We start from the raw sequence: 25,831 nt of genomic DNA, 5'->3' as shown, positions 1-25,831 counted from the left end.
GTTCCGTTCTTGAGTTGAAGACGGATGGGCATTATGCCCTACGGACGCGTTCCGAACCGCCGCACGCTGCGGCAGCGGTTCGGAATGTGTCCGAACGGTTTTCAGACGGCATGAACCTGCGTTCAAACGCCGCCTGCGTAACCGTGTTGCCGCCACGCTTCAAAGAGAATCACGGAGACGGTGTTGGAAAGGTTCATACTCCGGCTGCCGGGCCGCATCGGCAGGCGGATTTTTTGCGCGGCGGGCAGGCTGTCGAGGATGTCGGCAGGCAGCCCGCGCGTTTCCGGCCCGAACAGTAAAACGTCGCCTTTTTGAAACGCGGTTTCATCGGGGCGCGCCGTGCCTTTGGTGGTCAGGGCGAAAATACGTCGGCCTGCCAGCGACTTGAGGCAGTCGTCGAAGTTTTCGTGCACCGTCAGGCTGGCGAATTCGTGGTAGTCGAGCCCGGCGCGTTTCATTTTGGCGGAATCCAATGGGAAGCCGAGCGGTTTGACAAGGTGCAAATCCGCGCCGGTATTGGCGCACAGGCGGATGATGTTGCCCGTGTTCGGGGGGATTTCCGGCTGATATAAAACGATGGTAAGCATAAATATCAATCACTTATAGGCGCGTAACCTTGCCATAAGGCGGATGGGGTGTCAAAAAATTTAGTTATTTTTTCATTGGCGTGCGTGCCAGCGTCCAGCAGCAGATTCGGTTTGCGCCCGATTTTTTCAGCGTCTTTGCCAATTCGTCCAGCGTCGCGCCGGTGGTAAAGACATCGTCGATTAACAAAATATTACAGTTTTCCGGTATCGGTGTGCGGATTTCAAAGGCGTTTTTGATGTTTCGCCGCCGTTCGCCGCCTTTGAGCGTGCTTTGCGGCGGGCGGTGGTGTCGGAATACGGTGTGTCGGGGCAGTATCTGCCAGCCGTAGCGTTGCGCCAACAACCCGACGATGCTCTCGCTTTGGTTGAACCCGCGTTGCAGCAGCCGCTCCCTGCTTAGCGGAACGGGTAGGACGAAATCGAAACATTCGTCTGAAAGCCGGTCGGGCGGATTCTGCATCGTCAGGTCTGCCAGCGGCTGCGCCATGCCCAAATCAGCCAAGTGCTTCAGCGCGCGTATCATATTGCTGACGGGCGGTTCGTAATGCAGCGATGCCCACATCCGGTCGAATGCGGGCGGTTTTTTCTGACATCCGCCGCACACCGCGCCGCCTTGAACGTGCCTGAAACACAGGGGGCAGCTGTTTGCCGCGTCGGTGCGGAAACTTGCCAAATCGGTATTGCAGCCGGCGCAGATGCCGTCTGAAACGCCGGACGAACCGTGGCATAATACGCAACGCCTGATAGTGGGCGCGTCTGCGATGCGCCGCCAACAAGAGAGAAAATTCATGCCTGATGCTGCCAAAAAAGTTTACCTGATACACGGTTGGGGGGCGAACCGCCACGCGTTCGACGATTTGATGCCGCGCCTGCCCGCAACGTGGCCGGTGTCCGCCGTCGATTTGCCCGGACACGGGGACGCGCCCTTCGCGCAACCCTTCGATATTGAGGCAGCTGCCGACGGCATTGCCGCTCAAATCGATACGTCGGCCGACATTCTCGGCTGGTCACTCGGCGGATTGGTCGCGCTGTATCTGGCGGCGCGCCATCCCGACAAAGTCCGTTCGCTCTGCCTGACGGCGAGTTTCGCACGGCTGACGGCTGCCGAAGACTATCCCGAAGGGCTTGCCGCGCCTGCACTGGGCAAAATGGTCGGCGCGTTCCGAACGGATTATGCCAAACATATCAAACAGTTTCTACAACTCCAGCTTCTGCACACGCCTGATGCCGCCGAAATCATCGGCAGAATCCTGCCCGATTTGGCGCGCTGCGGCACGCCTCAAGCCTTACAGGAAGCTTTGGACGCGGCGGAAAGGGCGGATGTGCGGCATTTGTTGGACAAGATAGATGTTCCGGTACTGCTGGTGTTCGGCGGCAAAGACGCGATTACACCGCCGCGTATGGGCGAGTATCTGCATCGGCATTTGAAAGGAAGCAGGCTGGTTGTGATGGAAAAGGCGGCACACGCGCCGTTTTTGAGCCATGCGGAAGTGTTTGCCGCGCTGTACCGCGACTTTGTCGAAGGGGGTTTGACATGAATCCGCAGGACAAATGCTGGCAGGTTCACCGCCATCTTGCCGAACATACCGACCAACGCCTGACACTCGTCCGCAACGCGCCCGGGCATATCCTGCTTGCCGGTGCGGATGCGGACATCAGCCGCAGCCTGTTGGCGAAGCGCTATCCGCTGGCGGTATTTGAAGAATACGATTCCCGTGCGGATTTTTTGGCGGCTGCCGCAGCCGCGCGCAAGGGCGGTTTCTGGCAAAAACTGACGGGCAGGGGCGTGGTGCAGCACTGCCAATCCCCGACCGTGCCGCTGCCCGAAGCGTGTGCCGATATGTTGTGGTCGAACCTCGGACTGTTGGCGGCGGAACAAATCCTTCCCGTGCTGCACAACTGGGCGCGCGCGCTGAAGACGGACGGGCTGCTGTTTTTCACCTGCTTCGGGCGCGATACCTTGGCGGAACTGAAATCCCGTCTGAAAGAAAACGGCATTGAAAGCCGCAGCGTGATGTTTCCCGATATGCACGACTTGGGCGATATGCTCGCCGAAAACGGCTTTTACGATCCAGTTACCGATACGGCGAAGCTGGTGTTGGACTACAAAAAGGCGGAAACGTTTTGGGCGGATATGGACACGCTGGGCGTTTGGCGGGCGGTGGCGTGGGACGACGAAAACGCCGCGCGTTCGTGTGTCGGGGCGATATTTGAACGGGAAGGCGGTTTGGGCATTACGCTGGAAACGGTGTACGGACACGCCGTGAAAAAACTGGTGCTGCCGCAGGGGGAGAACGTGGTGCGTTTTTTTCCGAAGAGATGATGTGCAGATGACGTCTGAAGCCGTTTCCAAGTTTCAGACGGCATTTGTCTGTGAAAACCGACAGAAATAAAGGAAATGCCGATGTATAGTGAATTAAATTTAAACCGGTACGGCGTTGGCTCGCCTTGCCGTACTATCTGTACTGTCCGCGGCTTCGCCGCCTTGTCCTGATTTAAATTTAATCCACTATGTGCCGATGCCGGAGACGTATATTGCGTCTATAACATCAGACTGAAGCAGTACACTGCCTGCCAGGTTACCCGAGTTGAAGAACACGGTGGCAAAAAAACACATGCGACCCTGCTGGCTTTGGACTGGCGGGGCAACAAACCGCTTGGGGCGGCGGAGCTGGCGGATTTGAAACCGCTTTACAAAGACTTTATGTATTGGGAACGCGGTCTGCACATGTATAAGGCAAGTGCCGTCGTGCCGACGGGATATGTACGGGTTGGGAATACCGCGCCGCTGTGCGGCGAAGACACGCAGCGGTATGCCTCTTTTTGGGGCGACGGCTACGACGTGTACCGTCAGTTGAGATGGCGGCAGATACCCGAAAAACAGAGAAAGGCATTCAAAAAAGCCGCCAAAAGCAAAAATACCGTGATGTTTGCCGGACGGGAATACGGCATATCCAAACAGAATTTGAGCGATGTTTGGGATGATTTTGAAGACGCGATGGAACTGAAGGCGTTTCCCTGCCTGTCTTCGCTGTTTCTGACCAAGTGGCATAAAAATCTATATGAATATCTGGAGGAATATCCGTTTATCACCCGATTGTGTCTGGAAAACCACGGTCAGACCGTGCTGGATTTCAGCAATACGCGCATAACCGACCTTTCTGTCGATATGACCGGCGTGGAATCGCTTTATCTGAACGAAGGCTTGGACAGCCTGAACCTGAAAGGCGAAATCAAGGAAAACTGCAAGGTCTGTACCGCCGGAAAGGGCGCGGGTCTGATTTTGGAAGTGGGCAAAAGCGTTCCCAAAGTGCGGGGTTTGGAAAACCTGACCGCCGTCAACGTCATGGGCATTGCCGATTTCGATATGCAAAACCTGTCGGAAACGTATCCCAAGCTCAAAACCATACGGCTGTGGGGCAAACCGGGCAATATCGCCAATTTTTCCGCCGTATCGGGATTTGAGGATTTGGAAGTGTTCACTGCCGTAGATTTGTTCGGTTTCGGCGCGGACGACATCCCTCATCCCGACCGGCTGCCGAAGCTGCACAGGCTGTGGATGAGCAGCCTGCCCGAAGAGGCGGCGAAGGCAGTGAAGAAACTTTATAAGAAACGGAAGGAAGACGGGCTGGACCTGTGGATAGAAAAAGCCCGAAAACCCGAATGGCTGGCGCAAAATTTCGACAACCCCTTCCGCGATTGGGACGGCGCGGAGCATATCCCGAAAAGCCATGCCAAAAAAGCGGCGGAGCTGTACCGGAAAACCCGTGCCGGCGTGGTCAAACTGCTCGGCAATCCGCCTGAAAACACAGGGGAGGGGCTGGCAGAGGCGGTCAAAGCCTATACCGGAGGTTTCAACAAAATGGACAAAAAACACTTTATCGACACGGTAGAGCGGGAAGATATTGCCGAGGCGTTGGAAACGATATTGGACCTGATACCGGATGGGTCTTGTGCCGACAAGGAAAAACTGTTTGAAATATTTGATAAAAACAGGAATTTTTAAACAGAGGCAATGCCGTCTGAAACTTGGTAACGGGCTTCAGACGGCATCCCGTTCCAACACCGCCAACACCGCCGCACCGTAACGTGCGGCTTTTTCTTCGCCTACGCCGTATACGGCGGCAAGCTCCGCCAAACCTTCCGGCTGTTTGGCGGCAATGGCGCGCAGGGCGGCTTTGCTGAGAATGCGGTAGGGTTCGGACTGTTCGTGTTTTGCGGTTTCGTTGCACCATTGAATCAGGGCGCGCATCAGGCAGCGTTTGTGTTTGGCGGTTTCATCGATGCCGTCTGAAAACGGACGGCAGACGGCGAGGATGTCCCGTCCGTATTTGGCGGCGCGTACGCTGCCCAAGCCGTGTACGGCTTCGAGGTCGGTTTCGGTTTCGGGCGTGGCGGCAAGCATATCGGCAAGGCTTTCGTCGGAGAGGACGGTATGCAGGGCGCAGTTTTCCGCCCTTGCCTGTTCATACCGCCAGGCTTCGAGTTTTTGACGCAGTTGTTGTTCGCGTTCGGTTTGCGGACGGATGACGGCATCGTGGCTAAAGTCGGCAGCGTTTTGGCAGACTTTGAGTATGCCGTGTCCGAAACGTTCGGTTTTGGCTTCGCCCAAGCCGTAGATGTCGTGCAGCCCGTTGAGGTTTTGCGGCATTTTTTCGACAAGGTCGCGCAGGGTTTTGTCGCCGAAAATCATATAGGCGGGGATGCCTTCGGCTTCAGCCTGTTTCATGCGCCAAACGCGCAATGCCTGCCACAGGCGTTCTTCGCGTTCGGTACGCAGCCAGTTGTCTTTGAGGGTGCGGGTGGCGGGCTTGTCGCGCTTGAGCGGGCGCAGCATCACTTCGGTTTCGCCTTTGAGGATTTTTTTGGCGGCTTCGGTCAGTTGCAATGCCTGATATCGGGCAATGTTGACGGTGAGGTAGCCGAGGCTGATGCACTGGCGGATGACGCTGCGCCATTCTTTGTCGGACAATTCCGCGCCGATGCCGAATGTGGACAGTTGCTCGTGCCGGTTGCCGCGTATCCAATCGTCGCTTTTGCCGCGCAAAAGGTTGGTGATGTAACCGGCGGCAAAGCGTTGTCCGGCGCGGTACACGCAGCTGAGTAATTTTTGCACCAACACCGTGCCGTCAAACCGTACGGGCGGATGCAGGCAGTTGTCACAATGTCCGCAGGGTTCGGATGCTTCGCCGAAATGTTTGAGCAGCAGTACGCGGCGGCAGGCGGCGGTTTCGCAGACGGAAAGCATGGCATCGAGTTTTTGCATTTCGATTTGCTTTTGCACCTCGTCGCTGTTGCCTTCGGCAATCCGTTCGCGCAGCAACACCCAATCGTTCAAGCCGTAACACAGCCAACTCACGGCAGGCAGCCCGTCCCGGCCGGCGCGCCCTGATTCCTGATAGAAATGTTCGACACTCTGGGGCATATCGAGATGGGCGACAAAGCGCACGTCGGGTTTGTCTATGCCCATGCCGAACGCCACGGTCGCCACCACGATAATATTGTCTTCATGCGTAAAGCGGCGTTGGTTTTCCTCGCGCACGTCCATGCTCAAACCGGCATGATACGGAATCGCGTTTAATCCGTTTTCACGCAAAAACTGCGCCGCATCTTCAACCTTTTTGCGGCTTAGGCAATACACAATGCCGCTTTGCCCCGTCATTTCTTTGCGGATGAAATCCAGCAATTGTTTTTTGCCGTTGTTTTTTTCGATAACCTGATAATAAATATTCGTGCGGTCAAAGCTGGAGACAAATTCGGACGCGTCGTCCAAGTGCAGATAATGCTTGATGTCGGCGCGCGTGGCGGCATCGGCGGTGGCGGTCAGGGCGATGCGCGGGATGTTCGGATAGCGTTCGGCAAGCATACCGAGCTGTTGATATTCGGGGCGGAAATCGTGTCCCCACCGGCTGACGCAGTGCGCTTCGTCAATGGCGAACAGGCTGACGGTTTGTTGGTCGAGAAAACGTAAAAAGCGGTCGGTAACCAAGCGTTCCGGCGCGACATAAAGCAGCTTCAGACGGCCTTGGGCAAGCTTGTCGGCAATCTCGCGCGCCTCATCTGCCGATGTGCCGCTGTTGACTGCCGCCGCTTCAATCCCGGCCACATGCAGGCTGGCCACTTGGTCGTTCATCAGCGCAATCAGCGGCGATACGACAACCGCCACGCCTTCGCGCATCAGCGCCGGAATCTGGTAACACAAAGACTTGCCCCCGCCCGTCGGCATCAGCACCGTCAAACTGCCGCCGCCTGCCAAAGTATTGATGACATCCTCCTGCCTGCCGCGAAATTCGGGATAGCCGAATACTTCGTGCAAAATCTGTCTGGCGGTGGGTCGGTGCGTCATTGTTCCGTGTCCGGTAAGGGTGTTGGTCGGTCGGCGGCAATATGCCGTCTGAAATCGGGATTTTAGAAGAGTTTGCCCACTTCCGCCCCAATATCGTCGGCACGCATAAACGTTTCGCCGATCAGGAAGGTATGCACGCCGCGCGCCCGCATAAATTCCACATCCGCCTTGCCTGTAATGCCGCTTTCGGTAACGACGGTTTTGCCTTCCAGCGCGGGCAGCAGCGACAGGGTTTGGTCGAGGGAGACTTCAAAAGTCCGCAGGTTGCGGTTGTTTACGCCCCGCAACGGCGTGGTCAGGTTGCGGCATTTTTCCAATTCGGTTTCGTCGTGCAGCTCGAGCAGGACGGTCATGCCCAATTCGTGCGCCAGCGCCTCAAAGCGTTCCAATTGTCCCTGTTCCAGTGCGGCGGCAATCAGCAGGACGGCATCCGCCCCCCATGCGCGCGCCTGATAAACCTGGTATTCGTCGATGATGAAGTCTTTGCGCAGCACGGGCAGCAATACGGCTTCGCGCGCCTGTTTGAGGTATTCGGGCGAACCTTGGAAATAGGGTTCGTCGGTCAGTACCGACAAACACGCCGCCCCGGCGTTTTCATAGGCGCGGGCAATCTCGGCAGGGCGGAAGTCGGGGCGGATTAACCCTTTGCTCGGGCTTGCCTTTTTGATTTCGGCAATGACGGCGGGCAGGTTTAGGCGGTGTTTGCCGCGTATCGAATCGATGAAGCTGCGGACGGGCGCGGCTTCTGCGGCAAGTGCGCGGATGTGTTCGGCGTTGACGGCGGCTTTTTGGGCGGCAACTTCCTGTGCCTTGGTGGCAAGGATTTTATTGAGGATGTCGGTCATGTCGTGTTCCGTATTTGTCCGGGGAAAGGGGGAATATTAGCATCAAACCGTTAACGCCTGTTTGTGCGGAAGCTGTCAAAATAGGACAGGACGGTCTGCGGCAGCCATTGCAGGTGCAGCCTGCCGCCGGTGCTGCTGACAAAGCCGGCGTGCCCGCCGTGTGCAGGTTGGAACAGGGTAACGGCTTCGGACGCTTCGTCTGCACGGGGCAGGGCTTCGGGCGGCAGGAAGGGGTCGTTGGCGGCATTGAGCAGGAGCAGCGGTTTGGCAACGTGTTTGAGCAGCGGTTTGCAGGAAGTTTGGCGGTAGTAGTCGTGCCGGTCGGCAAAGCCGTGCAGCGGTGCGGTGAAACGGTCGTCAAACTCGCCCAGTGTTTTGCACCCTGCGGCAAATGCCGTCTGAAAACCTTGGAGCGAACGTGCTTTGGGTATCAGTGTGCGGAGGAAGTAGCGCGTGTAGAGCAGCCGCGTGATGCCGCTGTCGAAGCGGCTGCCTGCCGCCTCTGCATCAACGGGGGCGGATACGGCGGCCGAGGCGTGCGGCAATGCCTTTTTGCCCTGTTCGCCCAAATATTTTGCCGGCGCGTTGCCGCCCAGCGATACGCCGACGGCGTATATTTCACGGTAACGCGCGGCGAGCGTGTCCAAAGCAAAGGCGATTTCGGCGGTATCACCCAAGTGGTAGAACACCGGGGCGGTGTTCGCTACGCCGCCGCAGCTGCGGAAATGGACGACTGCGCCGTGCCAACCCCGATTGCGTACCGCGAGCATCAGTTCGACCGCGTAATGGCTGCGGCTGCTTCCTTCCAAACCGTGAAACAGCACGACCAGCGGCGCATCGGGCGAAATGCCGCCTGCTGAAAAGTCGTAGGCGGTTTTGGTTTTACCCGTGCTGTCGGGAAGCATCTCGCGGCGGTATGCGGGTGCGGGGTGTTGCAGGAATTTGGCGGCAATCGTGTCGGCATTGCCGTTGCGGAGGAAAAAGGGCGTGTCCGGCGGTGTCAAAATCATAAGGTATCGGTTTTTCTGTTTTCAGACGGCATTGGTGATGCGGCAGCCCGTCCGGCCGGTGCGGACGCGGGCGATGCGCGCCCGGATATAGGCGCGGAAAAAGCGTTTTCCGAAAAAGGATATCGGCATCGGTCAGCTTTCCACGCGTTTGAAATGGCGCGGACGGAAGCCCAAAGCCGCCAGAGATGCGAAATACAGTCCGCCGCCGACGGCAATCAGGATGCAGAGCTGCCCCGCTTTCCGCATTCCGCCGGCGTGCGCCCATTCGAACGGCAGGCAAGCCTGCGCCGCCCACAGTCCGCCGCACATCACGGCGAGCGCGAGCAGCATTTTCGCCAAGAACGCCGCCCAACCCCTGCCGGGCCGGTAAATACCGTGTTTGCGCAACAGGAAGAACAACAATCCGGCGTTGATGCACGCGCCCAGGCCGATGGCGAGCGAAAGCCCGGCGTGTTTCAACGGACCGATAAAGGCGAGGTTCATCAACTGCGTGCAGATGAGCGTGAAGATGGCGATTTTGACGGGCGTTTTGATGTTTTGCCGCGCATAAAAGCCGGATGCCAACACTTTAATCATAATTAAACCGATTAAACCGAAAGAATAGGCAATCAGCGCGTGTTGCGTCATTTGTGCGTCAAACAGCGTGAATTCTCGGTACATAAACAGCGTCGCCACCAGCGGGAACGACAATACCGCCAGTCCGGCCGCCGCCGGCAGCGTCAGCAGCATGCACAGGCGCAAACCCCAGTCGAGCAGGGCGGAAAACTGTTCCGTATCTTGGTTTGCCGAGTGTTTGGACAAAGTCGGCAGCAAAATTGTACCGAGTGCAGCCCCCAGCACGCCGCCGGGCAGCTCCATCATGCGGTCGGCGTAATACATCCATGAAACGCTGCCCGATTGCAGATAAGACGCGAAAATCGTGTTGATAACCAAAGAAATTTGCGCCACGCTCACGCCCAAAATCGCAGGCGCCATCTGTTTCATGACGCGGTTGACCGCCGCATCTTTGAAATTCAGTTTGGGCAGTTTCAAAAAGCCCAGTTTCGCCAGCCACGGCAGTTGGAAACCGAGCTGCAAAATACCGCCGACAAAAACCGCCCACGCCAGCGCGGTAACGGGCGGATCGAAATACGGCACGAAAAACAGTGCGAATACGATAAAAGAGATGTTTAAAAACGTGGGCGTAAACGCGGGAATGCCGAACTTATGGTAGGAATTGAGTATCGATCCGACAAAAGAAGACAAAGAAATCAATAATATATAAGGAAACGTAATCCGCAGCAGGCTGATGGAAAGTTGGAACTTGTCCGCGTCTTTGGTAAAGCCGGGCGCGGAAACATAAATCACCCAAGGCGCGGCAAGTATGCCCAGCGCGGTAACGACGATCAGCACAAACGACAGCATTCCCGCAACGTGGCGGATAAAAGCCTCCGTCGCCTCTTTAGAACGCGTTTCCTTATATTCCGCCAAAATCGGCACAAACGCTTGGGCAAACGCCCCCTCCGCAAACACGCGGCGAAGCAGGTTGGGCAGTTTGAACGCGACAAAAAACGCATCCGTCACCATACCCGCGCCGAATGCCCGCGCAATGACCGTATCGCGCACAAATCCCAAAACGCGCGACACCATCGTCAGGCTGCCGACTTTTGCCAAAGCTCCAAGCATATTCATCGTGTTTCCTTTTCGGTTGAAACCCCGCCCTTTAGGGCGGCAGGATCAGACTTTATAGTGGATTAACAAAAATCAGGACAAGGCGGCGAAGCCGCAGACAGTACAAATAGTACGGCAAGGCGAGGCAACGCCGTACCGGTTTTTGTTAATCCACTATATTTGAAAGGGGTGTAACCCTTCCAAATCAGGGCAACGCATAGGGCGGTGCTTTATGTGCCGTCCTGTGTGTTGAAACATCATTGTTCCCCAACAGCCGTATCCGTCCGGGGCGGCGCGTATTGTACGACAGAAACCGCTTCGGATGGCATCGGGTTTGATGCCGTCTGAAGCGGTTTCCCGAAACGAAAACGTCCTTTTTCGGCGGCAAACTGTATCAACACGCGAAAATACAATAAAATACCAATATCCGATTTATTTCCAACATCACGGAGAGCCGTATGAAATCCAGACACCTCGCCCTCGGCGTTGCCGCCCTGTTCGCCCTTGCCGCGTGCGACAGCAAAGTCCAAACCAGCGTCCCCGCCGACAGCGCGCCTGCCGCTTCGGCAGCCGCCGCCCCGGCAGGACTGGTCGAAGGGCAAAACTACACCGTCCTTGCCAACCCGATTCCCCAACAGCAGGCAGGCAAGGTTGAAGTGCTTGAGTTTTTCGGCTATTTTTGTCCGCACTGCGCCCGCCTCGAACCTGTTTTGAGCAAACACGCCAAGTCTTTTAAAGACGATATGTACCTGCGTACCGAACACGTCGTCTGGCAGAAAGAAATGCTGCCGCTGGCACGCCTCGCCGCCGCCGTCGATATGGCTGCCGCCGAAAGCAAAGATGTGGCGAACAGCCATATTTTCGATGCGATGGTCAACCAAAAAATCAAGCTGCAAGAGCCGGAAGTCCTCAAAAAATGGCTGGGCGAACAAACCGCCTTTGACGGCAAAAAAGTCCTTGCCGCCTACGAATCCCCCGAAAGTCAGGCGCGCGCCGGCAAAATGCAGGAGCTGACCGAAACCTTCCAAATCGACGGTACGCCCACGGTTATCGTCGGCGGCAAATATAAAGTTGAATTTGCCGACTGGGAGTCCGGTATGAACACCATCGACCTTTTGGCGGACAAAGTACGTGAAGAACAAAAAGCCGCGCAGTAGGCCCGTTTGAAAAATGCCGTCTGAAACTTGGTTTTCAGACGGCATTTTGATTGGGTTTAGAACGTAAAGCCCGTTTCCAGTTCTTCATCGCCGACCAGTTCGACCAAGAGCGCGTAGAGCGGGGCGAGTTCGGCATAACGGCGCGATACGCGGCGCAGATAGTTTAAGAAACGCGGGATTTCCGGACGGTATTTGTCTTTGCCGTCGCGGTAGTACAGGCGTGCGAAGATGCCCGCGACCTTCAAGTGCCGCTGCACGCCCATCCATTCGAACCGGCGGTAAAACTCGTCAAACTCGGCAGGGACAGGCAAGCCGGCAGCCCGCGCCTTTTCCCAGTAGCGGATAACCAAATCCAAAACAAACTCTTCTTCCCACTCGATAAAGGCATCGCGCAACAGCGACACCAAATCGTAGGAAATCGGGCCGTAAAGCGCGTCTTGGAAGTCTAAAACGCCCGGCCTGCCGCGCGTCAGCATCAGGTTGCGGACGATAAAGTCGCGGTGCACGTAGACTTTGGGCTGCGCCAACAAGGGCGGCAGCAGCGTATCGGCGGTTTGCTGCCAAAGTTGGCGTTGTTTGAATGTTAATTCGCGCCCCAATTCTTTTGCGACAAACCATTCCGGGAACAGGTTGATTTCGCGCAGCATCGTTTCACGGTCATATTCGGGCAAAACCCCTTCACGGCTTGCCTTCTGCAATCCGACCAGCTCGCCGATGGCCTCCAGCAACAGGGCTTTGTGTGCCGCTTCGCCCTGCTCCTGAAGCATCGCGGTCAAAAACGTCGTATTGCCCAAGTCGTTCAATACCACAAACCCCAAATCCGTGTCCGCGTGCAATACCTGCGGCACATTGACCATGTCAAACAGCTTCTGCACCTTCAAATAAGGCGCGACACTCATCTTGTCGGGCGGCGCATCCATACAGACGACGCTGCCGCCGTCTGAAAACGCCGCACGGAAATAGCGGCGGAAATCAGCATCCGCCGCCGCGAAGGACAGATCGAAGTCCCGTTCGGGATAAACGGTCTGAAGCCAATTTTTCAGTTCGGTTTGCCGTTGCATAACAGTATCCGGGCATTTCGGGTTACAATAAACACTATTCTAACCGGTAAACCGACTTGAGGGGCGATTTTGGCTCGTTTATTTTCACTCAAACCACTGGTGCTGGCATTGGGCTTCTGTTTCGGCACGCATTGCGCCGCCGATACCGTTGCGGCGGAAGAGGCGGACGGGCGTGTCGCAGAAGGCGGTGCGCAGGGCGCGTCCGAATCCGCACAAGCTTCCGATTTGACCCTCGGTTCGACCTGCCTGTTTTGCAGTAACGAAAGCGGCAGCCCCGAGAGAACCGAAGCCGCCGTCCAAGGCAGCGGCGAAGCATCCGTCCCCGAAGACTATACGCGCATTGTTGCCGACAGGATGGAAGGACAGTCGCAGGTTAAGGTGCGCGCGGAAGGAAGCGTTATCATCGAACGGGACGGCGCAGTCCTCAATACCGATTGGGCGGATTACGACCAGTCGGGCGACACCGTTACCGTAGGCGACCGGTTCGCCCTCCAACAGGACGGTACGCTGATTCGGGGCGAAACCCTGACCTACAATCTCGATCAGCAGACCGGCGAAGCGCACAACGTCCGTATGGAAACCGAACAAGGCGGACGGCGGCTGCAAAGCGTCAGCCGCACCGCCGAAATGTTGGGCGAAGGGCGTTACAAACTGACGGAAACCCAATTCAACACCTGTTCCGCCGGAGATGCCGGCTGGTATGTCAAGGCCGCCTCTGTCGAAGCCGATCGGGGAAAAGGCATAGGCGTTGCCAAACACGCCGCCTTCGTGTTCGGCGGCGTCCCCCTTTTCTATACGCCTTGGGCGGACTTCCCGCTTGACGGCAACCGCAAAAGCGGACTGCTCGTCCCGTCCGTATCTGCCGGTTCGGACGGCGTTTCCCTTTCCGTCCCCTATTATTTCAACCTTGCCCCCAACTTCGATGCCACTTTCGCCCCCGGCATTATCGGCGAACGCGGCGCGACGTTTGACGGACAAATCCGTTACCTGCGTCCCGATTACAGCGGACAGACCGACCTGACCTGGCTGCCGCACGATAAGAAAAGCGGCAGGAACAACCGCTATCAGGCAAAATGGCAGCACCGGCACGACATTTCCGACACGCTTCAGGCGGGTGTCGATTTCAACCAAGTCTCCGACAGCGGCTACTACCGCGACTTTTACGGCGGCGAAGAAATCGCCGGCAACGTCAACCTCAACCGCCGCGTATGGCTGGATTATGGCGGCAGGGCGGCGGGAGGCAGCCTGAATGCCGGCCTTTCGGTTCAGAAATACCAGACGCTGGCAAACCAAAGCGGCTACAAAGACGAACCTTACGCCATCATGCCCCGCCTTTCTGCCGATTGGCATAAAAACGCAGGCAGGGCGCAAATCGGCGTGTCCGCACAATTTACACGCTTCAGCCAAGACGGCCGCCAAGACGGCAGCCGACTGGTCGTGTATCCCGGTATCAAATGGGATTTCAGCAACAGCTGGGGCTACGTCCGCCCCAAACTGGGGCTGCACGCCACTTATTACAGCCTCGACAGTTTCGGCGGCAAAGCATCCCGCAGCGTCGGGCGCGTTTTGCCCGTTGTCAATATCGACGGCGGCACAACCTTCGAACGCAATACGCGCCTGTTCGGCGGCGGAGTCGTGCAAACCATCGAGCCGCGCCTGTTCTACAACTATATTCCTGCCAAATCTCAAAACGACCTGCCCAATTTCGATTCGTCGGAAAGCAGCTTCGGCTACGGGCAGCTTTTCCGCGAAAACCTTTATTACGGCAACGACCGCATCAACGCCGCCAACAGCCTTTCCACCGCCGTGCAGAGCCGTATTTTGGACGGCGCGACGGGGGAGGAGCGTTTCCGCGCCGGTATCGGTCAGAAATTCTATTTCAAGGATGATGCGGTGATGCTTGACGGCAGCGTCGGCAAAAATCCGCGCAGCCGTTCCGACTGGGTGGCATTCGCCTCCGGCGGCATAGGCGGGCGTTTCACCCTCGACAGCAGCATCCACTACAACCAAAACGACAAACGCGCCGAACATTACGCCGTCGGCGCAGGCTACCGCCCCGCCCCCGGAAAAGTGTTGAACGCCCGCTACAAATACGGGCGCAACGAAAAAATCTACCTGCAGGCGGACGGTTCCTATTTTTACGACAAACTCAGCCAGCTCGACCTGTCCGCACAATGGCCGCTGACGCGCAACCTGTCTGCCGTCGTCCGCTACAACTACGGTTTTGAAGCCAAAAAACCGATAGAAATGCTTGCCGGTGCAGAATACAAAAGCAGTTGCGGCTGCTGGGGCGCGGGCGTGTACGCCCAACGCTACGTTACCGGCGAAAACACCTACAAAAACGCCGTCTTTTTTTCACTTCAGTTGAAAGACCTCAGCAGCGTCGGCAGAAACCCCGCAGGCAGGATGGATGTCGCCGTTCCCGGCTACATCCCCGCCCACTCTCTTTCCGCCGGACGCAACAAACGGCCCTGACCGTCGGAAACCCGGCAGGAGCACCGTTCCTGCACAAGATAGCATTCCACCGACAACCCCAAACCCGCCATCAAAGGCAGGATTCAAACGATAAGGAAAGAATGATGAAAATCAAAGCCCTGATGATTGCCGCCGCATTGCTGGCAGCAGCCGATGTCCACGCCGCACCGCAAAAGGCAAAAACCGCGCCCGCCAAAGCGGTCAAAGCTGCCGCCACGGCGCAAAAAGAAGCCGCACCCGCACAACAGCAGGGCGGTATCCGCTTTTCAGACGGCATTGCCGCCGTTGCCGACAACGAAGTCATCACCAACCGCCGGCTTGCCGAAGCCGTTGCCGAAGCCAAAGCCACCCTGCCCGAAGACGCGCAGATAAGTGAATCCGAGCTGTCCCGACAGGTGCTGATGCAGCTTGTCAACCAATCCCTGATTGTACAGGCGGGCAAACGCCGCAACATTCAGGCAAGTGAAGCGGAAATCGATGCCGTCGTCGCACAAAATCCCGCCCTCAAAAACCTCAGCCCCACCCAACGCCGCGAGCTTGCCGACAACATCATTGCCGAAAAAGTCCGCCAGCAGGCAGTGATGCAAAACAGCCGCGTGAGCGAAGCTGAAATTGATGCCTTCCTCGAGCAGGCGCAAAAACAAGGCATCACCCTGCCCGAAGGCGCACCGTTGCGCCAATACCGCGCCCAACACATCCTGATTAAAGCCGACAGCAAAAACGCCGCCGTCGGCGCGGAAAGTACCATCCGCAAAATCTACGACCAGGCGCGCAACGGCACGGATTTCGCAGGTTTGGCACGCCGATATTCCCAAGACGCAAGCGCGGGCAATGGCGGCGACTTGGGCTGGTTTGCCGACGGCGTAATGGTTCCCGCCTTTGAAGAAGCCGTCCACGCGCTCAAACCCGGACAGGTCGGCGCGCCTGTCCGCACCCAATTCGGCTGGCACATCATCAAATTGAACGAAGTGCGCGATGCCGGCACGCCGGAGGAACGTATCCGCAATTCCGTGCGGCAATACATCTTCCAACAAAAAGCCGGACAGGCAACCGTCAACCTGTTGCGCGACCTGCATTCCGGCGCGTATGTCGACATCCGCTAAGGCGGTTTGAATCCAAAAGTCATACCGATCGGGCAAAAGTCCGGGCGGTATGGCTTTTTTGAATTTCGAGTTACTTTTACACCGCCATTCGTCATTCCCGCGCAGGCGGGAATCTAGCAACGAAAAGTAACAGGAATTTATCGGGAATGGCCGGAGTTTAAAGGTCTGGATTCCCGCCTTCGCGGGAATGACGATTCAGAAGTTACACGAAACTCAAAAAAAAAAACGAAACCGAACGAACCGGATTCCCGCTTTTACGGGAATGACGGCATATCGGTTTCCGTGAGGACAAACCTAGATTCCCGCCTGCGCGGGAATGACGGGATTTTAGATTGCGGGTATTTATCGGGAATGGCGATTTAAAAATTACCTAAAACTAAACTTAAAAGCAACTGAAACTTAAAAAACTAAAATTTCGCCTGCGTGGGAAGGATGGGATTTCAGATTTCTGTTTTTGTGGGAATTTGCCGTATCGGGCTTCAGACGGCATTGCCTGCCGTTTTGCCCCCGGGTGCGGCTGCCTTGATGTAGTTGAGCGAGACAAACTGCTTCTCGGCATCCAATTCGGTGATTTTAAACAATGCCTGCGATTTGGGCAGCGCGTCAAACGGAATACCGGTCGCGCGCGTTGTCAGTGGCAGACCTTCGATGCGGACGAGGTCTTCTTTCAGAATCGTCGCGGTCAGTTCGCTGATGCCTTGTTGTTGCAGGTACACGAGGCTCCAGTAGGCTTCCATCTGCCGTTGGAAGTCGGCGTAGGCGGCGTAGGCGGTGTCGAAATCGCGCAGGGCGGCGAAGAGCGCGGCATCGCTTTTTTGATACAGCGGCTCGGCAGTGTCGTCGATCAGGCTGATCAGCTGCTTTTGGTTGATGTAGTCGGCGGCGCGGCGCAGCGGCGAGGTAAACCAGCCGTAATGCTGCACGCCCATGCCGATGTGCGGCTCGGATTGGGTGCTCATGCGCACTTTGCCTGCCGGTTGGACGCGGAAAATGCCGGGCAGCCCGTTTTCGTCTAGCATTTGCGCCCAAGTGCTGTTGGCAAGAATCATCATCTCGCTGACCAGCGTATCGATGGGCGAACCGCGTTCGCGGCGGACGACGGAGACGTTGCCTTCTTCATCCAATTCGATGCTGTAATCGTATTGCGGCGCGCGGTCGGGTTCGTATTTGCCGCGCGCTTTTTGCAGGGCGGTGGCGAATTGATAGAACCAAATCAGGTCTTGATGGTGGGCGAACATCATTTCGCCTGCTTGGTCCAAGCCGGTTTCTGCGTTGAAATGCGGCTCGATGGCTTGGATACGCAGGTTTGCGGCGATGTTGACGGCTTCGATTTTGCAGGTCGGCTCGCCGACGTTGAACTCGCCGTCCACATCGAAATAAATGCTGACGGCAGGGCGGTATGCGCCTGCATCGAGGCTGAACGCGGTAATCCAGTTTTCGGGCAGCATCGTGATTTTGCCGCCGGGGAAATAAACCGTACTCAACCGCTGCATAATGATTTGTTCCATTCCGCCGCCTTGTCGGACGGCAAGCGACGGCGCGGCGATGTGGATGCCGACGCGCTTCGTGCCGTTGCCCAAATCGGTCAGGCTCAAGGCATCGTCCACTTCGGTGGTCGATTCGTCGTCAATGGAAAAGGCGGTAACGTCGGCCTTGGGCAGGTCGGGCATTTCGGGAAGGGAGAGGTCGGGGAAACCTGTTCCTTTGGGGAAGTATTTGATTTCAAAGCCTTCTTGCAGGTATTGCGGAATGGACGTAATGCCGCCCGTTTTTTTCGCCAGTTCGTAGGCGGAGGTTTTCAGTGCGTCGGCGGCTTTGGTAAAGGCTTTGTAGGTCAGCGACTGTTTGTCGGGCGCGTGTAAGATGGTTCTCAAATCCGCCGCGATTTCAGACGGCATCTCGCCGCGTTTCAAGGCTTCCGCCCAAGCGTCGATTTGCGCGTCTTGCTGTTTTTTGCGTTCGATGGCGGCAAGCGCTTGTTTCAAAGTTTCTTCGGGCGCGGCTTTGAACACGCCTTTGGCTTTTTTGTAGAAATACACCGGCGCGGCGTACAGCGCAATCAAAGTCGCCGCCAGCTCGGTTTTGGTCGGCGCATGGCCGTAATATTCTTCGGCGATGGCTTCGGCGGTAAACTCCTCTTCGCCGCATACTTCCCACAATAAATCGGTGTCGATGTCCGCCGCCTGCGCCTGAGCGTTTTCCAAAAACGCCGCCATATCGCCGTCAAACTCGGCAAAGACATTGTTTGCCTTCACTTTGGTGCGTTTGCCGTGTTGGGTATCGACTTGGTAGGTAGCGTCGTTTTTTTGGACGACGACGGCAACTTTGAACTGGCCGGACTCTTCGTAAAAAATATTCATTTTTCGGATTTTTCTGTGGAAACTCAAGCGGGCGATTTTAGCAGATTACCGAAAATGCCGTCTGAAAAAAGGTTGGGGGAAGGCGGGTGCGGCTTTGCGGTGCTTGCGTTGCGTTTTTGACGGGGTACAATCGCCGTTTTTGAACGGAGGACGGAATGGAGAATGTAAACCGCGTGCCGGAGCAGGCACGTTATGATGCCGAACGCAGGCAGGCAGACGAAGCATTGGCGGACGTGTTTCCGGCAGTCAGTATTTTCGGCAGCGCGCGCACGCCGCAGGATCATGCGGATTATGCGTTTGCCTGCCGTCTGGCGCGGCGGCTGTCGGATTCGGGTATTGCCGTCATTTCGGGCGGCGGGCCGGGGATTATGGAGGCGGCAAACAAGGGCGCGTTTGCCGGGAAGTCGGTTTCGGTAGGGCTGAACATTGCCCTGCCGCACGAGCAGAAACCGAATCCGTATCAGGACATCGCCTTGCGGTTTTCCCGTTTTGCCGAACGCAAGGCAGTGTTTTTCCGCTATTCCCAAGCATATGTCGTGATGCCGGGCGGCTTCGGGACGCTGGACGAATTGTTTGAAATCCTGACCTTGGTGCAGACGGGCAAAGTGCCGCCGCGTCCGGTCGTTTTGGTTGGAAAGGCGTTTTGGTCGGGCTTGGCGGAGTGGATAAACGCGCAGCTTTTGGCGCGCGGTATGATTTCCGAAGGGGCCGCTTCTTTGTTCTCCATATCGGACGACGAAGACGAAATCATTGCGTATCTGTCGGAACACGGGCTTCAGACGGCATAGCGTCCTGAGAGTGATGTATAATTGCAAACAATTTGTCAATTTTTGATGTCTTTTCCGAACAGGATGCCGATATGATCAACCCCATCGCCTCGCTTTCCCCCCTAGACGGCCGTTATGCCCAATCCGTTGAAGCATTGCGCCCGATTTTTTCAGAGTACGGACTGATGAAGGCGCGCGTCAAAGTCGAATTAAACTGGCTCAAAGCCCTGGCCGCCGCGCCGGAGATTGCCGAAGTGCCGCCCTTCAGTGCCGAAACGCTTGCCGAAATCGACAAAGTCATCGAAAACTTTTCATTAGAAGACGCGGCCGCCGTCAAAGCCATCGAAGCCACGACCAATCATGATGTCAAAGCCATCGAATATTGGCTGAAAAAACGTTTTGCCGAAGTGCCGGAAGTCGCCGCCGTGAGCGAGTTCATCCACTTCGCCTGCACCAGCGAAGACATCAACAACCTGTCCCACGCCCTGATGCTGCAAGAGGCGCGCGAAACCGTCATCCTGCCCAAACTTGCCGAAATCATCGGCAAACTCACCGCTATGGCGCACGACCTTGCCGCCGTCCCGATGATGAGCCGCACCCACGGCCAGCCCGCCACACCGACCACTTTGGGCAAAGAAACCGCCAATGTCGTGTACCGCCTGCAACGCCAGTTCAAAATCCTTCAGGCGCAAGAATTCCTCGGCAAAATCAACGGCGCGGTCGGCAACTACAACGCCCACATGGCCGCCTATCCCGATGTGGATTGGGAAACACACTGCCGCAACTTCGTCGAAATCAGCCTCGGCCTGACCTTCAACCCCTACACCATCCAAATCGAGCCGCACGACTATATGGCGGAGTTTTTCCAAACCCTCAGCCGTGTCAACACCATCCTGATCGACTTTAACCGCGACGTTTGGGGTTATATTTCATTGGGTTATTTCAAACAAAAAGTCAAAGCGGGCGAAGTCGGTTCTTCCACCATGCCGCACAAAGTCAACCCCATCGACTTTGAAAACTCCGAGGGCAACCTCGGCATGGCAAACGCCGTATTGGGCTTTTTGTCCGAAAAACTGCCGATTTCCCGCTGGCAGCGCGACCTGACCGACAGCACCGTATTGCGCAATATGGGCGTGGGCGTGGGCTATGCCGTGTTGGGTTTCGCCGCCCACCTGCGCGGTCTGAACAAGCTCGAGCCGAACCCTGCCGCGCTTGCCGCCGATTTGGATGTCACTTGGGAGCTGCTCGCCGAGCCGATTCAAACCGTAATGCGCCGTTACGGTGTCGCCAATCCTTACGAAAAACTGAAAGACCTGACGCGCGGTAAAGGCGGCATCACACCCGAAGTGCTGAAAGGCTTTATCGGATCGCTGGAAATTCCCGCCGAAGCCAAAGCCAAATTGCTTGAGCTGACCCCCGCGCTGTATGTGGGCAAGGCTGAAGCGTTGGCGAAACGGATTTGAGCGTTTACTGAAACCGATGCCGTCCGAACGCGCGTTCAGACGGCATTTTTAAGATAACGGGACATACGGGGCGATATTGATGCAAGCTGTCCGATACAGGCCTGAAATTGACGGATTGCGGGCCGTCGCCGTGCTATCCGTCATTATTTTCCACCTGAATAACCGCTGGCTGCCCGGAGGATTCCTGGGGGTGGACATTTTCTTTGTCATCTCGGGATTCCTCATTACCAACATCATTCTTTCTGAAATACAGAACGGTTCTTTTTCTTTCCGGGATTTTTATACCCGCAGGATTAAGCGGATTTATCCTGCTTTTATTGCGGCCGTGTCCCTGGCTTCGGTGATTGCTTCTCAAATCTTCCTTTACGAAGATTTCAACCAAATGAGGAAAACCATAGAGCTTTCTACGGTTTTTTTGTCCAATATTTATTTGGGGTTCCGATTGGGGTATTTCGATTTGAGTGCCGACGAGAACCCCGTACTGCATATCTGGTCTTTGGCGGTAGAGGAACAGTATTACCTCCTGTATCCTCTTTTGCTGATATTCTGCTGCAAAAAGACAAAATCGCTACGGGCGTTGCGCCACATCAGCATCATCCTGTTCCTGATTTTGACTGCCACATCGTTTTTGCCGGCCGCGTTTTATACCGACATCCTCAACCAACCCAATACTTATTACCTTTCGACACTGAGGTTTCCCGAGCTGTTGGTGGGTTCGCTGTTGGCGGTTTACGGGCAAACGCAAAACGGCAGACGGCAAACAGAAAATGGAAAACGGCAGTTGCTTTCATTACTCTGTTTCGGCGCATTGCTTGTCTGCCTGTTCGTGATCGACAAACACGATCCGTTTATCCCGGGAATAACCCTGCTCCTTCCCTGCCTGCTGACGGCGCTGCTTATCCGGAGTATGCAATACGGGACACTTCCGACCCGCATCCTGTCGGCAAGCCCCATCGTATTTGTCGGCAAAATCTCTTATTCCCTATACCTGTACCATTGGATTTTTATTTCCTTCGCCCATTACATTACAGGCGACAAACAGCTCGGATTGCCTGCCGTATCGGCGGTTGCCGCGTTGACGGCCGGATTTTCCCTGTTGAGCTATTATTTGATTGAACAGCCGCTTAGAAAACGGAAGATGACCTTCAAAAAGGCATTTTTCTGCCTTTATCTCGCCCCGTCCCTGATGCTTGTCGGTTACAACCTGTATTCAAGAGGGATATTGAAACAGGAACACCTCCGCCCGCTGCCCGGCACGCCCGTTGCTGCGGAAAATAATTTTCCGGAAACCGTCTTGACCCTCGGCGACTCGCACGCCGGACACCTGCGGGGTTTTCTGGATTATGTCGGCGGCAGGGAAGGGTGGAAAGCTAAAATCCTGTCCCTCGATTCGGAGTGTTTGGTTTGGGTGGATGAGAAGCTGGCAGACAACCCGTTGTGCCGAAAATACCGGGATGAAGTTGAAAAAGCCGAAGCCGTTTTCATTGCCCAATTCTATGATTTGAGGATGGGCGGCCAGCCCGTGCCGAGATTTGAAGCGCAATCCTTCCTGATACCCGGATTCCAAGCCCGATTCAGGGAAACCGTCAAAAGGATAGCCGCCGTCAAACCCGTCTATGTTTTTGCAAACAACACATCAATCAGCCGTTCGCCCCTGAGGGAGGAAAAATTGAAAAGATTTGCTATAAACCAATATCTGCGCCCCATTCAGGCTATGGGCGACATCGGCAAGAGCAATCAGGCGGTCTTTGATTTGGTTAAAGATATTCCCAATGTGCATTGGGTGGACGCACAAAAATACCTGCCTGAAAACACGGTCGAAATACACGGACGCTATCTTTACGGCGACCAAGACCACCTGACCTATTTCGGTTCTTATTATATGGGGCGGGAATTCCACAAACACGAAAGCCTGCTCAAGCATTCCCGAGGCGGCGCATTGCAGTAGCCTGCCTTCTTGCCGGATATTGCCTTTGGCAGCCTATGCCGCTGTTTGCCCTTTGAGGCGGCTTTTATTTTGCCGTTTTGAGGCCGGGGTCGGGAATAACCGTTTTTTGATGATTTTCCCTCCCCGGCTGTGTCATCAAATCCCTAGTTGCCTTTCCAAACTCTCCACCAGATTGTCATCCAGTTCCAAAGCCTGCGACAGGCGGGCGAGGAAGACGGTTTCTTTCCGCGACAAATCGGCACAGACCAACCTTGCCGCCAGATAGGTCTCCGCCGCCAACGCCTCATCGTTGCCGACGGCGGCGGCGATGTCCCCGATGCTTGCGGGCAGGCGGTATTCGGCGGCGAGCCATGCGGCAGTTTCGGGGTCTGTGCCGCTTTCCTGTTCGATAGTCCGGCGTTCGGCTTCGTCTATCATGCCGTCTGAAGCGGCGGCGGCTATCATGGTACGCAATACGGTGCGGCTGTATGTTTCTTCGGTTTTTCCGGCAGGTTGGAAATCGCTTTGTGTTACGGTTGCCCGCCCTTTGTTTTGCTGCCACATCTGATAGCCCCGGTAGGCGAGGTAGCCCAAAGCGGCGGTCGAACCGATTTTGGTGATGGTTTTGCGGTTTTTACCGTTCAGCAGCATGGAGGCGACACCGGCAACCAGCGCGCCTCCGCCGAATGAATTGAGCGGGCTGCCGGAGAATGTGCTGCCTTTTTTTTGAACCGTGCTTAAGACTTGGTTGAGCAACCGGGTGAAGTTCATGATTTTTCCTTTCTGTTGCGGGAAGGGCGGTATGTTTACCCTATCCTTTTAAACGGTGGCAGGCCGGCCAATAATTGTTGGCCGTACCGCTGCGTTTTGATGCGGTTGTCGAGGATGGTTACGCGGCCGTAGTCTTGTTCGGTGCGGATGAGGCGGCCGACGGCCTGGATGAGTTTGATGCCGGCTTCGGGGACGGTGATTTCGATGAAGGGGTTGCCGCCGCGTTGTTCTATCCAACGGTTTTGGGTTTTTTCGATGGGGTTGTCGGGCATGGCGAAGGGGAGTTTGGCGATGATGACTTGCACGCAGGCGGTGCCGGGCAGGTCGAGCCCTTCGGCGAAGCTGTCGAGTCCGAAGATGATGCTGGCTTTGCCTTCTTCTATGGCTTGGTGGTGTTTTTGCAGGAGGACGGCTTTGGGTAATTCGCCTTGTACGAGCAAGAGCGGCAGGTAGTCTCCGGGCAGGTGCAGGGCGACATCCTGCATTTGTTTGCGCGAGGAAAACAGGACGAGTGTGCCGATGGCTTCGGTGGGCGAAATCAGCTTGGGCAGCCATTCGATGACGGCGGCGGTGTGGGCTTCGGGGTCTTTGGGGCTGGCGTATATGGAGGGGATGTAGAGTTCGCCCTGTTTTTCAAAGTCAAAGGGGCTTTTGAGGGCGAGGGTGGTGGTTTCGGGCAGCCACAGCAGGCCGGTTTGGCGCAAAATCAAGTTGAAGCTGCCGAGCGATTGCAGGGTGGCCGAAGTCAGCACCGCGCCTGCCGCGCGCCGCCACAGGCTGTTGGCAAGGTGGGACGCGCTGCTGATGGGGCTGGCATTGAAAATATAGTCGTTTTTGTCGTCGGCACGGCGGGCTATCCATTTCGCCAACGGCTCCTCGCCCTCAATGGAAACAGTGGAGAGCAAATCCCAAACCGCGCTGATTTGTTCGATACGGGCGATAAAAAGGCCGAACTCGCCGGTCAGGCGGTCGATGAGCGCACCGTCCTGTTCTTTTTCGCGGCGTGCGGCGGAAAGCGCATCGTTCAGCCCGACAACGTGTTTGAGCAGGCTGCGTGCAGCAATGGCCGTATTGGAAACGGTGGTTTCGAGGCCTTCGGGGATTTTGCCGTCTTCCCACAGCCAAGTCGGTTCGCTGTTGGTTCGTCTGTCGTTTTCAGACAGCCCCATACTTAAAGACGGCTCTTCCGCCAAATGGAATTGCCATTCGTGCAGGCTGTCGAGCAAGGATGCGGCGGCTTCGTCGGCAAGGTTGGCAAGTTCGGCTTTATCGGTAAGCGCGGCAATTTTGCCGGTAAGCTGCGGCAGTTTTTCCAGCGTCCAAACGGCAATATTCCATGAATGTTCGGCGGCAAAACGGCTGAGGGCTTTTTTGGGCAGGTGGTGCGCTTCGTCTATGCAATAGAAACTGTTTTCGGGCGCAGGCAGAATCACGCCGCCGCCCATGCTGATGTCGGCAAGCAGAAGATCGTGGTTGGCAACAACGACATCGACGGTTTCCAACATATCGCGTGCCAGGTAAAAAGGGCATTCCGGACGGTTGGGACAGGCGGCTTTCAGGCAGCCGTGGCGGTCGTTGGTCACTTTGAGCCAAATCGCGTCATCGATTTTTTCCGGCCAAGCGTCGCGGTCGCCGTTGAACCGTCGGGCGGAAAATTCGTCGGCGATGTCGCGCAGCAGCTTCAATTCTTCCGGCTTGGGTTTGCTGTCCCACAAGACGGCGGGGGCTTCAAAGCCGAGCAGGTTTTGCTGGGCGTTGCTTTGCGTCAGTTGATAGAGTTTGTAGGGGCAGAGATAGCGGCCGCGCCCTTTGGCAAGTGCGAAGGTCAGTTCCAAACCGCTTTTTTCGACCAGAAACGGCAGGTCGCGGTCTACCAACTGCTCCTGCAAGGCAACCGTCGCGCTGCTCACAATCAGCCGCTTGCCGCGTGTTTGCGCCATGATGCCGCCCGCAAGCAGGTAGGCAAGCGATTTGCCCACGCCGGTCGGCCCTTCGATTACGGCAATGCTTTCGCCCTCGCGCTTGGGCGGCTCGCCGCCTTCTTCGCGCGTCAACGTCCGCGAAAAAGCGTTGGCAACCGCCGCAATCATTTCCCGCTGCGAAGCACGCGGACGGAAACCGGGCAGGTTTTTGCCGATATTTTGGTAATGGTCGCGGATGGCGTTTTTTTCTAAATCGGTGAGCATAGTATCGGTGGGCGGATGATTTGGGGTCATTTTAACATTGCGCGGATGCGGTACGGTATCGTTGTCGGACGGTGGTTCGGGCATATCTGATTATTGAAAGTAAAAAAACGGAAGATATTGGGT

19 protein-coding genes and 1 pseudogene are annotated in these 25,831 nt (G+C 56.2%); 9 read left to right on the top strand and 11 right to left on the bottom strand.

Annotated elements, in window-relative coordinates; translation table 11 throughout:
- Positions 1-122 precede the first annotated feature (122 nt).
- Positions 123-587, bottom strand: coding sequence for a tRNA (uridine(34)/cytosine(34)/5-carboxymethylaminomethyluridine(34)-2'-O)-methyltransferase TrmL (gene trmL, locus HT085_RS08905; RefSeq protein ID WP_003689916.1), 465 nt, complete (start codon positions 585-587; stop codon positions 123-125).
- Between the two features lie 64 nt (positions 588-651).
- Positions 652-1,377 (bottom strand): ComFC family protein, encoded by a 726-nt coding sequence (locus HT085_RS08900; protein ID WP_003689912.1) that lies wholly within the window; start codon positions 1,375-1,377, stop codon positions 652-654.
- Here HT085_RS08900 and bioH point away from each other — a divergent pair.
- Both bioH and HT085_RS08890 read left to right on the top strand, forming a co-directional pair.
- A complete protein-coding gene (gene bioH / locus HT085_RS08895) occupies positions 1,376-2,125 on the top strand; it encodes a pimeloyl-ACP methyl ester esterase BioH (protein WP_010360850.1) in 750 nt (249 codons plus the stop codon). The genes HT085_RS08900 and bioH overlap by 2 nt on opposite strands.
- Positions 2,122-2,910 (top strand): class I SAM-dependent methyltransferase, encoded by a 789-nt coding sequence (locus HT085_RS08890; RefSeq protein ID WP_003689910.1) that lies wholly within the window; start codon positions 2,122-2,124, stop codon positions 2,908-2,910. The genes bioH and HT085_RS08890 overlap by 4 nt, the downstream gene beginning before the upstream one ends.
- An 80-nt stretch (positions 2,911-2,990) precedes the next feature.
- Here HT085_RS08890 and HT085_RS08885 read toward each other — a convergent pair.
- A pseudogene (locus tag HT085_RS08885) lies at positions 2,991-3,101 on the bottom strand (IS5/IS1182 family transposase); the annotation flags it as partial.
- A 118-nt stretch (positions 3,102-3,219) separates the two neighbouring features.
- Here HT085_RS08885 and HT085_RS08880 point away from each other — a divergent pair.
- Positions 3,220-4,593, top strand: a complete 1,374-nt coding sequence (locus tag HT085_RS08880) for a hypothetical protein (protein ID WP_003698956.1) — start codon at positions 3,220-3,222, stop codon at positions 4,591-4,593.
- 36 nt (positions 4,594-4,629) lie between these two features.
- On the opposite strand, the gene recQ is transcribed toward HT085_RS08880, so the two are convergent.
- The 4 genes from recQ to murJ all read right to left on the bottom strand — a co-directional run bounded on the left by recQ (position 4,630) and on the right by murJ (position 10,459).
- Positions 4,630-6,933 carry a DNA helicase RecQ gene (gene recQ / locus HT085_RS08875; RefSeq protein WP_003691910.1) on the bottom strand — a complete coding sequence of 768 codons (2,304 nt, stop codon included), beginning with the start codon at positions 6,931-6,933 and terminating at the stop codon, positions 4,630-4,632.
- A 62-nt stretch (positions 6,934-6,995) separates the two neighbouring features.
- Entirely contained in the window at positions 6,996-7,778 is a 783-nt protein-coding gene (gene trpC / locus HT085_RS08870) for an indole-3-glycerol phosphate synthase TrpC (protein ID WP_003689906.1), read from the bottom strand.
- Positions 7,779-7,828: 50 nt separating this feature from the next.
- Positions 7,829-8,788: a YheT family hydrolase gene (locus HT085_RS08865; RefSeq protein ID WP_003691908.1), complete on the bottom strand. Its 960-nt coding sequence runs from the start codon at positions 8,786-8,788 to the stop codon at positions 7,829-7,831.
- Positions 8,789-8,920: 132 nt separating this feature from the next.
- Entirely contained in the window at positions 8,921-10,459 is a 1,539-nt protein-coding gene (gene murJ, locus HT085_RS08860) for a murein biosynthesis integral membrane protein MurJ (RefSeq protein WP_003691906.1), read from the bottom strand.
- A gap of 437 nt (positions 10,460-10,896) precedes the next feature.
- Here murJ and HT085_RS08855 point away from each other — a divergent pair, with 437 nt between their 5' ends.
- Positions 10,897-11,595 carry a thiol:disulfide interchange protein DsbA/DsbL gene (locus HT085_RS08855; RefSeq protein ID WP_003689902.1) on the top strand — a complete coding sequence of 233 codons (699 nt, stop codon included), beginning with the start codon at positions 10,897-10,899 and terminating at the stop codon, positions 11,593-11,595.
- 56 nt (positions 11,596-11,651) lie between these two features.
- On the opposite strand, the gene amgK is transcribed toward HT085_RS08855, so the two are convergent.
- Positions 11,652-12,656: an N-acetylmuramate/N-acetylglucosamine kinase AmgK gene (amgK, locus tag HT085_RS08850; RefSeq protein ID WP_003689901.1), complete on the bottom strand. Its 1,005-nt coding sequence runs from the start codon at positions 12,654-12,656 to the stop codon at positions 11,652-11,654.
- Between the two features lie 69 nt (positions 12,657-12,725).
- On the opposite strand from amgK, the gene HT085_RS08845 reads away from it, so the two are divergent.
- Positions 12,726-15,131, top strand: coding sequence for an LPS-assembly protein LptD (locus tag HT085_RS08845; RefSeq protein ID WP_003691904.1), 2,406 nt, complete (start codon positions 12,726-12,728; stop codon positions 15,129-15,131).
- Between the two features lie 101 nt (positions 15,132-15,232).
- Positions 15,233-16,234, top strand: a complete 1,002-nt coding sequence (locus tag HT085_RS08840) for a peptidylprolyl isomerase (RefSeq protein WP_003691902.1) — start codon at positions 15,233-15,235, stop codon at positions 16,232-16,234.
- Positions 16,235-16,713: 479 nt separating this feature from the next.
- On the opposite strand, the gene HT085_RS08835 is transcribed toward HT085_RS08840, so the two are convergent.
- Positions 16,714-18,594 carry a ribonuclease catalytic domain-containing protein gene (locus HT085_RS08835; RefSeq protein ID WP_003691900.1) on the bottom strand — a complete coding sequence of 627 codons (1,881 nt, stop codon included), beginning with the start codon at positions 18,592-18,594 and terminating at the stop codon, positions 16,714-16,716.
- A gap of 155 nt (positions 18,595-18,749) precedes the next feature.
- Between HT085_RS08835 and HT085_RS08830 the strand changes: the two genes are divergently transcribed.
- From HT085_RS08830 to HT085_RS08820, 3 genes are all read left to right on the top strand, one after another.
- Positions 18,750-19,382, top strand: a complete 633-nt coding sequence (locus HT085_RS08830) for an LOG family protein (protein ID WP_003689897.1) — start codon at positions 18,750-18,752, stop codon at positions 19,380-19,382.
- Between the two features lie 71 nt (positions 19,383-19,453).
- On the top strand, positions 19,454-20,824 hold the full coding sequence (purB, locus tag HT085_RS08825) for an adenylosuccinate lyase (protein ID WP_003689895.1): 1,371 nt from the start codon (positions 19,454-19,456) through the stop codon (positions 20,822-20,824).
- Between the two features lie 79 nt (positions 20,825-20,903).
- Positions 20,904-22,772: an acyltransferase family protein gene (locus tag HT085_RS08820; protein ID WP_003691898.1), complete on the top strand. Its 1,869-nt coding sequence runs from the start codon at positions 20,904-20,906 to the stop codon at positions 22,770-22,772.
- A 135-nt stretch (positions 22,773-22,907) separates the two neighbouring features.
- On the opposite strand, the gene HT085_RS08815 is transcribed toward HT085_RS08820, so the two are convergent.
- Complete coding sequence (locus HT085_RS08815; protein ID WP_003691896.1) at positions 22,908-23,522, bottom strand: tellurite resistance TerB family protein; 615 nt, start codon at positions 23,520-23,522, stop codon at positions 22,908-22,910.
- Positions 23,523-23,557: 35 nt separating this feature from the next.
- The gene (dinG, locus tag HT085_RS08810) at positions 23,558-25,708 is read right to left on the bottom strand and encodes an ATP-dependent DNA helicase DinG (protein ID WP_003689889.1); all 2,151 of its coding nucleotides are present in this window, start codon (positions 25,706-25,708) and stop codon (positions 23,558-23,560) included.
- Between the last annotated feature and the right edge of the window lie 123 nt (positions 25,709-25,831).

Origin of the sequence: Neisseria gonorrhoeae (assembly GCF_013030075.1) — a bacterium.
GTDB classification, from domain to species: Bacteria; Pseudomonadota; Gammaproteobacteria; order Burkholderiales; family Neisseriaceae; genus Neisseria; species Neisseria gonorrhoeae.
Note: the sequence above shows the minus strand (reverse complement) of the source record. Positions and strands in the feature narration are given on the sequence as shown.